This window comes from Amycolatopsis sp. YIM 10 (assembly GCF_009429145.1).
Lineage (GTDB): Bacteria > Actinomycetota > Actinomycetes > Mycobacteriales > Pseudonocardiaceae > Amycolatopsis.
Genome location: NZ_CP045480.1, coordinates 693,183 through 706,418, shown reverse-complemented (window position 1 = coordinate 706,418; position 13,236 = coordinate 693,183). Strand labels below are relative to the sequence as shown.

At 71.3% G+C, this 13,236-nt stretch carries 11 protein-coding genes; 1 reads left to right on the top strand and 10 read right to left on the bottom strand.

The genetic code is table 11. The features are described from left to right. Nucleotides 1–295: 295 nt before the first annotated feature. The 4 genes from YIM_RS03525 to YIM_RS03510 form a co-directional block, all read right to left on the bottom strand. Nucleotides 296–1,213 (bottom strand): molybdenum cofactor biosynthesis protein MoaE, encoded by a 918-nt coding sequence (locus YIM_RS03525; protein ID WP_153028961.1) that lies wholly within the window; start codon nucleotides 1,211–1,213, stop codon nucleotides 296–298. Beyond that, nucleotides 1,210–1,701, bottom strand: coding sequence for a cyclic pyranopterin monophosphate synthase MoaC (moaC, locus tag YIM_RS03520; RefSeq protein WP_153028960.1), 492 nt, complete (start codon nucleotides 1,699–1,701; stop codon nucleotides 1,210–1,212). The genes YIM_RS03525 and moaC overlap by 4 nt, the downstream gene beginning before the upstream one ends. A 17-nt stretch (nucleotides 1,702–1,718) precedes the next feature. Beyond that, complete coding sequence (locus YIM_RS03515) at nucleotides 1,719–3,101, bottom strand: NAD-dependent malic enzyme (RefSeq protein WP_153028959.1); 1,383 nt, start codon at nucleotides 3,099–3,101, stop codon at nucleotides 1,719–1,721. A gap of 99 nt (nucleotides 3,102–3,200) precedes the next feature. Next, nucleotides 3,201–3,398: a hypothetical protein gene (locus tag YIM_RS03510; RefSeq protein ID WP_153028958.1), complete on the bottom strand. Its 198-nt coding sequence runs from the start codon at nucleotides 3,396–3,398 to the stop codon at nucleotides 3,201–3,203. A gap of 71 nt (nucleotides 3,399–3,469) precedes the next feature. Here YIM_RS03510 and YIM_RS03505 point away from each other — a divergent pair, with 71 nt between their 5' ends. Continuing rightward, complete coding sequence (locus YIM_RS03505) at nucleotides 3,470–5,713, top strand: helicase-associated domain-containing protein (RefSeq protein WP_153028957.1); 2,244 nt, start codon at nucleotides 3,470–3,472, stop codon at nucleotides 5,711–5,713. 4 nt (nucleotides 5,714–5,717) lie between these two features. On the opposite strand, the gene YIM_RS48910 is transcribed toward YIM_RS03505, so the two are convergent. The 6 genes from YIM_RS48910 to YIM_RS03475 form a co-directional block, all read right to left on the bottom strand. Then, nucleotides 5,718–6,116, bottom strand: coding sequence for a DUF742 domain-containing protein (locus YIM_RS48910; RefSeq protein WP_228004533.1), 399 nt, complete (start codon nucleotides 6,114–6,116; stop codon nucleotides 5,718–5,720). A 1,112-nt stretch (nucleotides 6,117–7,228) separates the two neighbouring features. Beyond that, nucleotides 7,229–7,645: a roadblock/LC7 domain-containing protein gene (locus tag YIM_RS03495; RefSeq protein WP_153028955.1), complete on the bottom strand. Its 417-nt coding sequence runs from the start codon at nucleotides 7,643–7,645 to the stop codon at nucleotides 7,229–7,231. A 129-nt stretch (nucleotides 7,646–7,774) separates the two neighbouring features. Further along, a complete protein-coding gene (locus tag YIM_RS03490; RefSeq protein WP_113694746.1) occupies nucleotides 7,775–8,383 on the bottom strand; it encodes an ATP/GTP-binding protein in 609 nt (202 codons plus the stop codon). Continuing rightward, entirely contained in the window at nucleotides 8,364–9,155 is a 792-nt protein-coding gene (locus YIM_RS03485; RefSeq protein ID WP_153028954.1) for a DUF742 domain-containing protein, read from the bottom strand. Before YIM_RS03485 ends, YIM_RS03490 begins: the two co-directional genes overlap by 20 nt. Before the next feature lie 30 nt (nucleotides 9,156–9,185). Beyond that, nucleotides 9,186–9,665: a roadblock/LC7 domain-containing protein gene (locus YIM_RS03480; RefSeq protein ID WP_370468951.1), complete on the bottom strand. Its 480-nt coding sequence runs from the start codon at nucleotides 9,663–9,665 to the stop codon at nucleotides 9,186–9,188. Nucleotides 9,666–9,667: 2 nt separating this feature from the next. Then, entirely contained in the window at nucleotides 9,668–12,631 is a 2,964-nt protein-coding gene (locus YIM_RS03475) for a nitrate- and nitrite sensing domain-containing protein (RefSeq protein WP_228004532.1), read from the bottom strand. Between the last annotated feature and the right edge of the window lie 605 nt (nucleotides 12,632–13,236).

Sequence of the window (13,236 nt, the reverse complement as noted above, 5' to 3'; positions counted from 1 at the left end):
CGGCCCGATAACGCCGTGACAAGCGAAAAGGTCCCACCGCCAATCCCCTGGGCGGTGGGACCTTTTCGTGCGTCCATTGACAATGCGCTACCCCCTATTCACGGTGCGCCGCCATTCCACTGCGTCGAAACATCGCCGAGCAACCGATTTCCATGGTTACCGGGCGTGTGTAAGCCACTTCAGTGGGAATAACGGGCTTCAGCGGCCCTGGCGGAGTGTCCGCCCGCAAAACGGGGGCACTTCCCGCCGGCGGGGTTTCCGGGCGCGAGCGCGCCACTCAGGCCCCCGAAAGGGGTCAGGGGGAGTTGACCCATTCGTCGGTGCCGTCGGTGAAGGTCTGGTGCTTCCACACCGGCAGCCGCGCCTTGACCTCGTCCACCAGATCCGAGCAGGCCAGGAAGGCCTCCCGCCGGTGGTCGGCGGCGACGGCGCAGGCCAGCGCCACGTCCCCGATGGCGAGCGTGCCGATCCGGTGGCTCACCGCCACCGCCCGCACGCCCTCGAAGCGCGCGGCCAGCTCCGAGACCACCCGCGCCAGCACGTCGCCGGCGCTCGGGTGCCCCTCGTAGACCAGACCCCGCACGCCCTTGCCGCCGTCGTGGTCGCGGACCACCCCGGAGAAGGTCACCACGGCACCCGCCGCGTCGTCGCCGACCAGCGCGGCGTGCTCGTCGACCGAGATCGGCGCGTCCGTCACCGCGGCCAGCGCGATGCGTGCCCCGGCCACCGGCGCGGCCGGCACGTGGTCGCCCCCGTGCAGCTGCTCCACCGCGTGGTCCAGCACGCCTTCCAGCACGCCGAGACCGTCCTTCACCCCGCCCCGCGAGCCCGGCAGGTTCACCACCAGCGTCCGCCCGGCCACGCCGGCGACACCGCGCGAAAGCACCGCGGTCGGCACCGCGGGCAGCCCGGCCGCCCGCACCGCGTCCGCGACGCCGGGCAGCTGGTAGTCGAGCACCGAGGTGGTCGCCTCGGGCGTGCGGTCGGTCGGCGAGATGCCGGTGCCGCCGGTGGTGATCACCACGTGCACGTCCTCGGCGACGCACGCCCGCAGCGCCCGCGCCACCGGCTCCCCGTCCTCGACCACGATCGGGTCCGGCACCTCGTAGTCGCGCTGGGCCAGCCAGTCCGCGATCACCGGGCCGGTCCGGTCCGGGTACACCCCGGCGGCGGCCCGGTTGGAGGCCACGATCACCCTCGCCGCACGCTTCACCGGTCGTCTCCCGTCGCAGTCGGACGCTCCCAGAGGCCGGTCTTGCCGCCCTCCTTGCGATCCAACCGCACCTCGTCGAGCGAGGCCGCCGGATCCACCGCCTTGATCATGTCGTGCACGGTCAGCCCGGCCACCGCGACCGCGGTCAGCGCTTCCATCTCCACCCCGGTGCGGTCCTTGGTCCGCACCGTGGCCAGGATCCGGATATCCGCCTCGCCGAGGGTGAACTCGACCTCGACCCCGGACAGCGCCAGCTGGTGGCACAGCGGGATCAGCTCCGGCGTCCGCTTGGCGCCCATGATGCCGGCGATCCGCGCGGTGGCCAGCGCGTCACCCTTGGGCAGGCCGTTCGACGACAGCAGCCCGACCACCTCCGCGGTGGTGCGCACCACGCCGCTGGCGTAGGCGATCCGGACCGTCGAATCCTTCGCGGAGACGTCGACCATGCGAGCCGCGCCCGCCGCGTCGACGTGCGTAAGTTCGCTCACCCGCCGGAGACTACCCGCTAGTTCCGCACGGCGTTCTTCACCGCTTCGGCGACCGCCGGCGCCACCGCCGAGTCGAACACGCTGGGCACGATGAACGAGGCGTTGAGCCGCTCGCCGTCCACCACGTCGGCGATCGCGTCGGCGGCGGCCAGCAGCATCTCGTCGTCGATGTGCCGGGCGTGCGCGTCGAGCAGCCCGCGGAAGACGCCGGGGAAGGCGAGCACGTTGTTGATCTGGTTCGGGTAGTCGCTGCGGCCGGTGGCGACCACCGCGGCGTGCCGCTGGGCCTCCAGCGGGTCGATCTCCGGGTCCGGGTTGGCCAGCGCGAACACCACCGCGTCGGAGTTCATCGTGGCGACCTGCTCCGCCCCGAACAGGTTCGGCGCGGACACCCCGATGAACACGTCCGCGCCGACCAGCGCGTCGTGCAGGGTGCCGGAGACGTTGTCCTTGTTCGTGGCCTCGGCGATCTGGGTCAGGTTGTCGTCGAGGTTGCCGCGCGCCGAGTGCACGATGCCGTCGATGTCGGCGGCCACGATGTCGGCAGGCTTCTTGCGCAGCAGCAGCCGGATGATCGCCGAACCGGCCGCGCCGGTCCCGCTGACCACGATCTTGCAGTCCTCGATGCGCTTGCCGACCACGCGCAGCGCGTTGCGCAGCGCGGCGACCACCACGATCGCGGTGCCGTGCTGGTCGTCGTGGAAGACGGGGATGTCCAGCAGCTCGCGCAGCCGCGCCTCGATCTCGAAGCAGCGCGGCGCGGCGATGTCCTCCAGGTTGATGCCCGCGTAGACCGGGGCCAGCGCCTTGACGATGCTGATGATCTCCTCGGTGTCCTGGGTGTCCAGGCAGACCGGCCAGGCGTCGACGTCGGCGAACTTCTTGAACAGCGCCGCCTTGCCCTCCATCACCGGCAGCGCGGCGGCCGGGCCGATGTTGCCGAGGCCCAGCACGGCCGAGCCGTCGGTGACCACGGCGACGGTGTTGCGCTTGATGGTCAGGCGCCGCGCGTCCTCGGGATTGGCCGCGATCGCCTGGCAGACGCGGGCCACGCCCGGGGTGTAGGCGCGCGAGAGGTCGTCACGGTTGCGGAGCGCGACCTTGGGCGTGACCTCGATCTTGCCGCCGAGGTGGATCAGGAAGGTGCGGTCGGAGAACTTCCGCACCCGGACGCCCGGCAGCGCGTCGAGCGCCTCGGTGATGTCCTGGGCGTGGTTGGCCGACAGCACGTTGGCGCTGATGTCCACCACGATCGAGGTGGGGTGCGACTCGACCACGTCGAACGCGGTGAGCACCCCGCCGACGCGGCCGACCGCGCTGGTCAGGTCACCCGCCGCGCTCGCCGAGGAGGGCGCCTCGACACGGACGGTGATCGAATATCCGGGACCGGGAACCGGCATGGGAGAACCCCCGCGATCTGCGCTGGAACAGTGGTGCACAGAACCCTAGCCCCGTGATCGCCGACACTGCCGATCTGCCGGTTTACCAGCCGGTAACCGCTATTTGTTGATCTCGGTCCGCGGGTGCACGTAGGGCACCGAGTCCAGCGGGAAGGTCACGTCGCCGAACGGGGACAGCGCACCCTGGCGGTCCGCGGCCAGTTCGGACACCGGGTGCTCCCCCTCGGCCACGTGCGGCCAGGTGGGGTCGATGCCGTTCTTCTTACCGGTCTTGGCCTTCGCCACGTCGTCCTCCATGGTTCGAACTCGCGGGTCCAGTGTGCCAGGCGCCCCGGGCACGGGTCCGAACAGGCGATATTCTGGACCGGATGCCCGGAACCTCGTTGGCGGACTGGCTGCGCTCCAGACCGGATGGAACGCTGGTCGCGCTGTTGCGGACCCGGCGCGACCTGGCCACGCCACCGCCGTCCAACAGCACGGTGCTGGCCACCCGCGCCGGCACGCCGGGCTCGATCTCGCGCGCCTGCGAAGACCTGGACACCTTCACCCTCGCCGTGCTCGACGCTCTGCTGCTCGCCGGTGCCGACACCGAAGCGGTCACCGCCGCCGAGGTCGACGAACTGCTCGGCAGGTCCGCGAAGCGCGGGCTGGAGCGGCTGCGGGACCGCGCGCTCGCCTGGGGCGAGGACGACGCGATCCGCGTGCCACCGACGGCGCGGGAGGCGCTCGGACCGTTCCCCGCCGGGCTCGGCAGCCCGTCGAAGGCACTGTCCGAAACGGACCTGGCCGCCGCGGTCGACGAGGTGACCGACGCCGAGCGCGCACTGCTGCAGAAGCTCGCCGCCGGTCCGCCGATCGGCAACACCCGCGACGCCGGCGCGATGGTCCCGCTCGACGAGGCGACCACCCCGGTGCAGAAGCTGCTCGCGCGCGGGCTGCTGCTGCGCCGCGACGACACCACCGTCGAGCTGCCCCGCGAACTCGGCATCCTGCTGCGCGGCGGGCACGCGTTCAGCAGCGCGCAGCTGGCCGAGCCGGAGCTGCCGACCCACCCGCATCAGCAGTCCACAGTGGACGAGGCGGCGGCCGGGGAGGCGATGGAGTTCCTGCGGCACACCGAACGGCTGATCACGCTCTGGTCGGAGCAACCGCCGCCGGTGCTCAAGTCCGGCGGGCTCGGCGTGCGTGAACTGCGGAAGCTGGCGCGGGAGCTGGACGTGGACGACCAGCGCGCGACGCTGGTCGCCGAGGTCGTCGTCGGCGCCGGACTGGCCGGTGACGACCAGAGCGGCACCCCGGAGTGGGTGCCGACCGTGCTCGCCGACAGCTGGCTCGCCTCGGAACCGGCGGCGCGCTGGGCGATGCTGGCGCAGGCGTGGCTGGACCTGCCGCGCTCCCCCGGTCTCGCCGGGCAGCGCGACGCGAAGGACAAGCCGCTGGCCCCGCTGTCGGAGGAGCTGCGCCGCCCGCTCGCGCCCGCCGCGCGCCGCCGGGTGCTTACCACGCTCACCGAACTGCCGTCGGGCACCGGGGTGAAGAGCGTGGAGGAACTGGTCGCCTCGCTGGCCTGGCGGGCACCGCGGCGGGGTGGCCGGTTCCGCGACGAGAACGTGCGCTGGACCATGGCCGAGGCGACCGCGCTCGGCCTGGTCGCGCTCGGCGCGGTCACCACGGCCACCGGCATGCTGCTCGAGGACGACCGTTCCAACGCGACACTGGCGATGGCGGAGGCGTTGCCGGACCCGGTTAACCACGTGCTGGTGCAGGCGGACCTCACGGTGGTCGCGCCCGGTCCGCTGGAGGCCGACCTGGCCACCGAGATCACCGCGGTGGCCGACATCGAATCCGCCGGGCACGCCACCGTCTACCGGGTCACCGAGACCTCGGTGCGGCGCGCGCTGGACACCGGGCGCACCGCGGCGGAGTTGCACTCGCTGTTCCGCGAGCGGTCGGTGACGCCGGTGCCGCAGTCGCTGACCTACCTGATCGACGACGTGGCGCGGCGGCACGGGCGGCTGCGCGGCGGGGTGGCGGGCTCGTTCCTGCGCTGCGACGACGAGGTGCTGCTCGCCGAGGTGCTCGGCAATCCGGCGGCCGAGCAGCTGGACCTGCGCAAGATCGCGCCGACCGTGCTGATCAGCACGTTCCCGCTGGCCGAGGTGCTCGACGGCCTGCGCGCGGCGGGATTCGCCCCGGCCGCCGAGGGGCCGGACGGGCGGGTGGTCGATCTGAACCGCAACCGCGGCCGCCGCATCCCGGCCAGGGGACGGGGCGCGCGGCGCGTGCACGCCGAGCCGAGCGCTCCCGACGGCGACCAGGTCGCGTCGATCGTGGCGAACCTGCGCGCGGGCGACCGCGCGGCGGGCACCCGGCGCGGCACCGCGGTGCGCGCCCCCGGTGGCGGCGGTGCCGACACGTCGATGACGCTCGCGCTGCTCTCGAAGGCCACGCGCGAACGCCGCGAGGTGTGGATCGGCTTCGTCGACGACCGCGGCACGGCCGCGCAGCGCGTGGTCACCCCGGCGCGCGTGGGCGGCGGCATGCTGGAAAGCACCGACAACCAGCGGTATCCCTTGCACCGCATCACTTCCGCCGCCCTCGTCGAGGACTGAGCGGTCAGAGTTCGCGCAGGCCCTGCAGGACTCGTTCCATGAACTCGCGGGCGGACGGGTCGCCCTGGATCAGGCTCGACTGGTGGATCAGGACCAGCCCGGCGTCGGCGAGGTCGCCGACGAAGACCTTCACCACGCCCAGCGGCAGGCGCAGGTACGCGGCGATCTCCGCGATGGAGTGCGTGTCGTGGCAGAGTTCGCAGATGAGGCGGTACTCGGTCGGCAGGGAAGACGTCTGGCCGCGGCCCTGGTCGGTGGTGGAGATCAGGGCTTCCAGCGCCAGGTCGTGCGCGGAGTGCGTGCGGCCGCCGGTCCTGGCGTACGGGCGGACGAGCGAGCGGGAGGCACGACCGGCGGGCCACACCGGGGCCGCGGGCCGGGCGGCCGGACGAACCGGGGCCATCGCCCGCATCGGCGCGGGTTCGGGTTCCGGCTCTGGCTCTGGCCACGCAGGCTGCTCGGCTGGCGCCGAGTTGGCCCCGGGCGATGCGGAGGGCTCAGGCCACGCGTATGCCTCAGAGGGCGCATACGACTCCGGCTCCGCGTAAGACTCGGGCGACGCGTAAGACTCCGACGGCGCGTAGGGCTCGGGCCGCGCCCGCGATCCAGGCGGCGCATACGACTCCGGCTCCGCATAAGCCTCCGACGGCGCATAGGACTCGGGCCGCGCGTACGACTCAGGCTCCGCGTACGACTCGGGCGACGCGTGGGGCTCGGGCCGGGCGTAGGACTCAGAGGGCGCGTAGGACTCGGGCCGCGCGGAGGACCTGCGTGACCCATGAGAATCAGAGCGCGCGTACGACTCAGACGGCCCATGAGGCTCGGGCTGCGCGTAGTAATCAGAAGGCGCGTGAGACTCCGGCTCCGCATAGGACTCAGGCCGCGCGTAAGAATCGGGCTCCGCATAAGCCTCCGACGGCGCGTAGGGCTCGGGCCGCGCCCGCGATCCAGGCGGCGCATAGGACTTAGGCCGCGCATACGACTCGGGCGACGCGTAGGACTCAGGCGACGCATAAGAATCAGGCCGCGCATAGGAATCGCGCGACGCGTAAGACTCAGGCGACGCATAAGAATCAGGCCGCGCATAGGAATCGCGCGACGCGTAAGACTCAGAAGGCGCGTAAGACTCGGGCTCCCCGTACAACTCGGGCGAAGCGTAGGGGTCTGACCGCGAGTACGTCCCGGGGGGAGCCGGCGGCCCGGCCCAAGTGGGGGGTCCGGTTGGAGCAAGGGGGCCCGGCGGCGGCGCAGGAGGTGGAGGCGGCGCGGGCCGGGAATGGCGGGCGGGCAGCGAAGCAGGCGCCCCCGGCGGCGAAGACGCAGCAGACGAAGACGTCCCCGAAGACGAAGCAGTGGTAGACGTGACCGGCACGGTGAAACGGCCCGTGACGTACTTGGCGATGTCGAACCGGCTCGGCGAGTCCAGTCCCTCGCGTTCGCTGCCGGCGTGCAGCGCGTCCCAGTCGGCGTTCACCGGCCGCGGATCACGCCCGAAGTTCCCCGGAGTGCCCATCGTCAGCCGCGTACCCCGCCTTGCAACTGCGCGCGCAGCTCCGGGGTCAGCTGCTGGCCGACCCGGTCCACCAGCAGGGTCATCTCGTACGCCACCGTCCCGATGTCACTGGTCGGCGCGGCCAGCACGGCCAGGCTGGAGCCGTCCGAAATGGACATCAGGAACAGGTAACCCCGCTCCATCTCCACCACCGTCTGGTTGACCACACCCGCCTCGAAGCACCTCGCCGCCCCCTGGGTCAGGCTGACCAGCCCGGACGACACCGCCGACAGCTGCTCGGCCCGCTCCACCGGCAACCCGTCCGAGCTGGCCAGCAGCAGGCCGTCCGCCGACACCACCACCGCGTGGGCGGCACCGGGGACCCTGCGCACGAAGTCGGTGACCAGCCAGCCGAACCCACCGGATGGGGTGGTAGCCATCACTGTCCTCCTTGCTCCGGCGACGACCCGGCGCGCGAACACTGCTTCGCACCAGCGTATTCGCGTGCGGGGCAGGGTTCGACCCCGCCCCGTGGTGAAAAGGGGGAACCTGGTGGTCGCGATCCGAAGTCAGCCCGCCCGCAGCGCGGTGTCGTGCTGGATGGCGTGCTGGACCACCGAGATCAGCACCTGCTTCGCCGACTCCCGCTCCCGCGCGTCGCAGGCCATGATGGGCACCGACGGCGAGATCGTCAGCGCGTGCCGGACGTCCTCGATCTGGTGGTGCAGCAGGCGGTCGAAGCAGTTGATGGCGACCACGTACGGCAGCTTCCGGTTCTCGAAGAAGTCGATCGACGGGAAGGCGTCCGACAGCCTGCGGGTGTCCACCAGCACCACCGCGCCGATCGCGCCCAGTGCCAGGTCGTCCCACATGAACCAGAACCGGTGCTGGCCCGGCGTGCCGAACACGTACAGCACGATGTCCGAGTCCAGGGTGATCCGGCCGAAGTCCATGGCCACCGTGGTCGTCGTTTTGTTCGGCGTCGCCGAGACGTCGTCGACCCCGGAACTGGCCTCGGTCATCGACGCCTCGGTGGTCAGCGGGTCGATCTCGGAGACCGCACCCACCAGCGTGGTCTTTCCCGACCCGAACCCGCCCGCCACCACGATCTTCGCCGACGAGGTCGGTCCCGCGGCCGCCGACGTGTTCGCGTCGGAGCTAAATTCTCCGAAGCCCACTGAGCACCCTTTCCATGAACTCGATACTCGGCCTGTCCCCGACGACCGTGCTCCCGCTGTGCACGAGAACCAGTCCGAGACCGGCGACATCACCAATCAGCACCCGCACCACACCGAGGGGCAGCCGCAGATGCGCGGCGATCTCGGCGACCGACCGGGTGTCCAGGCACAGGTCGCAGATCGACCGGTGCTCCGGCACCCGTACCGAATCGATCAGCCTGCCCCGTTCACTGGTCGAGATCAAGGCCTCGATGGCCAGGTCGTAGGTGGGCTTGGTCCGCCCGCCGGTCCGGAAGTACGGCCGGACCAGGCCGGAGGTCTCCACCGGCTCCTCCGGCGGCGTGCTCGGGCGCGCCGACGGGATGAACTGCTCCGGTTCCGGCTCCTCCGGTCCGCCGAAGGCGGTGAACCCGCCCGCCGCGTCCCGCAGCGAGCCGCCGCCGACGCCGTACAGCTCCGAGACCGGCCCGCTGAGCAGGCGGTCACGGAAGTCGTCGACGTTGAAGTCGGCCGGCCCGCGGGTGACCGGCTGGTCCGACGGGTTCAGCCACGACGACGGATCCGGCGCCGCCGGCTCCGGTGCCACGTCGTCACCGCCTCGCCGGGACCGCCACTCGCGGTCTATCCGGTCCCGGAAACTCTTCCAGTCCTCACCTGCGACCTCGCCCCCACGGCTGTCCGAAATGTTCGAGTTGTCCGACTCATTCGGCCAACGCGCACCGGAGAAGTCGTCGTCGAACCGACGTTCGCCTCTCGAGCGCCCCGAGTCCACGGTTATCTCCTCTGTGTCCCGCCGACCGCCCTAGCGGCGGGCGGCGCCCTGCAGCTGAGCGCGCAGTTCCGGGGTCATCTGCTGGCCGACCCGTTCGACCAGCAGGGTCATCTCGTAGACGACCAGCCCGATGTCGCTGTCCGGCGCGCCGAGCACCGCCAGACACGAGCCGTCCGAAACCGACATCAGGAACATGAACCCGTTGGCCATCTCGACCACCGTCTGCGCGACGGCTCCACCGTCGAACACCTTCGCCGCGCCGCGCGCCAGGCTGGTCAGCCCGGAGGCCACCGCCGCGAGCTGGTCGGCCCGGTCCTTCGGCAGCCCTCGTGAGGCCGCCAGCAGCAACCCGTCCGCCGAGACCACTACCGCATGCGCGGCACCGGGTACCCGGTGCACGAAATCGGTGATGAGCCAAGCGAAACTGCCCTGCTGACCGGCTCCCGGCTGCTGCACCGCCTTGCCCGGCTGCGCCTGCCCGCCCGGCTGCACTGACCCCGCCCGTGTCACTCTCACTCCTTCGCGCTTGGTTCAGTAGGTCGTCCCGCCACGCCGTCCTCTACGGCGTTCGCGAACGTTTCCGGCACCGCGGTACCGGCCTCCGGATTCTCCTGGACGGCATGCCTGCCGCTCTGGTAACCCCGCTGGAAACTGACCATACGGCTTCGCGCCACCGAAGCCGACCTGGTCATGGACGGGGCCGCCTCCGGCTGCGGGGAGGAATTATCGGTGAAAGCACTCTGATCCGTCGATTCCCCGGTCACCGATCCGGGAACCAGGTAGGCATTGGGCACGCGCTTGGGCAGGCCGGCCTCGGTGACGCCCTCGGCCTTGTCCTCCAGCAACGACTGCGCCGCCTGCCAGCCCTCGTCCGAGGCGCTCTGCCATCCTCCGTCGGTCACGCCCGCTCCCTCTCGCCCCTCCGGCGCGGCCGCGGTCCCCTCCGGTGTCTCCGCGGGCCAGCCGGTCTCTTCCGGTTCGGTCTCCTCGGCTTCACTGAACCACCGGGAGAGCACGGACTGGTAGATCGGCAACCGGCGAGTCGGCACGTCGTCCTCGAGCGCGCTGCGGCCGCTCTCGGCCGATTCGTCGGGTTCGGGCCTGCCCACCGGCGGCACGAAGGTGGGTTCGCGGGTGGGCAGGGCCAGCGGGAACGGCTCGTCGCCGTGCCCGTTGGCGCCGGCCGGGGCACTCCCGTTCGAGCCGTTGCTCGACGGGGGCGGAGTGGGAGTGGTCACGGTGGGGAAGGCGTTCTCGTCGAACTCGGCCACCGGGAAGCCCTGGTCGTCCACCGGGTCCTTCGCCGGCGGTTCCGGGGCATCGCTGAGGAACGGGCCCGCCGCGCTGGACGAACCGTGCACCAGGTCGTCGAGGCTGATCGGCTGGTCGAGGGCGACCAGGCCGCCGGTGCCGGGACCGGAATCGGCGGACGGCACCGGAGCCTGCGGACGGCTGATCTCGGCCGGTGCCTCCGGCGGGGCCTGCTGGTTCAGCGGGGTCAGCGTCATCGGCGAGGTGAGCGAGTCGACGCCCAGCTCGCTCGGCGGCTGCGGGTTCCCGATCGGCGCCATCTGCGGCATCGAGGACTCCGACCGCGGCCGCTCGGTCACCGGCATGCTGGTCAGCAGCTGGGGCGGGACCACCACCCTGGCGATGATGCCGCCGTCGATGTCCTCGTTCTCGCGCAGCTGCACCTCGATGCCGTGGCGCTGGGCCAGCCGCGCGACCACGTACAGGCCCATCCGGCGGGTCACCGACACGTCCAGGTCGGGCGGGTCCGCCAGGCGGCGGTTCGCCTCGTTGATCTGGTCCTCGGACATGCCGACGCCCTTGTCGGTGACCTGGATGGCCAGCGCGCGGCGGCGGGTCATCACCGCGCGCACGGTCACCTTGGTCTCCGGCTCGGAGAAGTAGGCGGCGTTGTCCAGCAGCTCGGCCAGCACGTGCACGAGGTCGTGAATGGTCAGGCCCTGCACGGCCACGTCCGGGATGACGCCGACCTCGACGCGCGAGTACTGCTCGATCTCGGAGACCGCGGCACCGATCACGTCGGCGGCGGGCACCGGCCGCGGCACCGACTTGGCCAGCCCGGCGCCGGAGAGCACCAGCAGGCTCTCGCCGTTGCGGCGGAGGCGGGTGGCGAGGTGGTCCAGCTCGAACAGGCTGGCGAGGTGGTCCGGGTCCTGCTCGTCGGCTTCGAGCCGGTCGATCACGCCCAGCTGGCGCTCCACCAGCCGCTGCGAGCGGCGGGACAGGTTCACGAAGATGCCGTTGACGTTCTCGCGCAGCATCGCCTGCTCGGCGGCCAGCCGCACGGCCTGGGCGTTGACCACGTCGAAGGCGCGGGCCACCTGCCCGATCTCCTCGGTGGTGTGCACCGGGACCGGATCGATCGCGCGCTCGGCGGCGGCCTTCGGATCCGACTCCGACATGATCCTCTCGACCGCTTCGGGCAGATGCCGTTCGGCCACTTCGAGGGCGTTCGTGCGCAGGCTGCGCAGCGGGACCAGCATCGAGCGGGCGACCACGAACATCAGCGTCAGCGCGACCAGCAGCCCGGCGAGAATGCCGGCCGAGACGAAGATCAGCGTGCGCTGCTCGCTGCCCGCCAGGTCACCGGTGTACGAACCGGCCTCGCCGAGCAGGCGGTTCTCCACCTGGCTGATCAGGTTCAGCGTGGCCGCCGAGGACTGGGCGACCGCGCCGGGGTCGATCGCCACGTTGATCTTCGCCTCCGCGCGCAGCAGCGCCAGCTGCTGGTACTGGAAGCGCCGGGAGACCAGCTCACCGGTGATCGTGTTGGCGTAGTCCTGGCGGGCCTGCGAGGTGGCCACGTTGTTGAAGGCGTCGATCTGGGAGACCAGGTTCGCCTCGGCGCTGTTGATGCTGGACAGCTCGGCGGGCTCGAAGCTGCCGCGGATCGCGGCGTTGCGCAGGAACGCGTTCTGCTGGGCCGAGAACTCCTTGGCGTGGGACAACGCGGCGAGGGCGTCGTGCCGGTCCTGGAGGCCCTTGTCGGTGACGTCGGCGCCGAACTCGTCGGAGACGGCCAGCAGCGCGTCGATGACACCGGCGTAGGACTCGAGCGCGGCCAGCGCGGCGAAGGAGGCGTCGTTCGCGGAGACCCGCAGCTGGCCGAGGCCGTCGAGGCGGGCGGTGGCCTGGCCGAACAACGCGGTGGTCACCGGGTCGTCGATGCCCTCGACCTCGGGCGCGTCCCGCAGCGTGGTGGCGGCGCGGTCGGAGCGGGCGATCTGGTCGTCCAGCTCACCGCGGCCCTGCGGCCGTCCGGAGACGATCCAGGCGGACATGGTCTCGCGCTCGGACTGCAGTTCGTCGACCGTGGCGGCGACCTTCTGGCTGAGCGCGATCCGCTGCTCGGCGCGGTCGTAGACGCCGATGTCCTCGAAGCCCTCGTAGACGCGCAGCCCACCGAGGAAGAGCGCGGCGATGGTGGGGAGCAGGAACACCACCACGAGCTTGTTGCTGACTCGCCAGTTCCTCAGCCCACGGGTGCGCTGTCCCCCGGGTGGCGGGGCGAGGGCACCGGACCGCGACGGGGTTACTCCGTTCGGGCCGTCCTGTGATGCCGCGTCATTACCTTCTGCGACACGAGGGTGCGCCGAGGACACCGCCTTTCGACCGTGCTCCCCGCTCGTGAGCTGGGGCACCGAGGACTTCCTTCCCGTTTTCCGTTACCGCTGTCCGGTGGCAACCAGGTTCCCACGCGCCGGGAGACCGGGCAGCCCGATCCGCCCGGCCGGGTCGCCGATAAAAAGGCCGCCCCCAAGCCGGGCCCATGATGCCGGTCACCCGATTGGGGCTAGAGGGTATCGATAACAAGCGAGAAACGGAAGCAGGGCGACCTGCGTCACTCAGGCGAACGGCGCAACTGTCAACCGACCGAAATTCGCCCACCCGGCCCGATGGTGATCTTCGCGCCCACCTGGTGATCTTCCGGTTAATATTTCGCATCGATCATCGATTCCCAGCATGTGAGAGCCCGGGCTGGACCTGTGACAACAGTGTTTCGGGCGCGCTCGAAGCCGTGCGGCGCGGATCACCGCAGCTTGACGCGCCC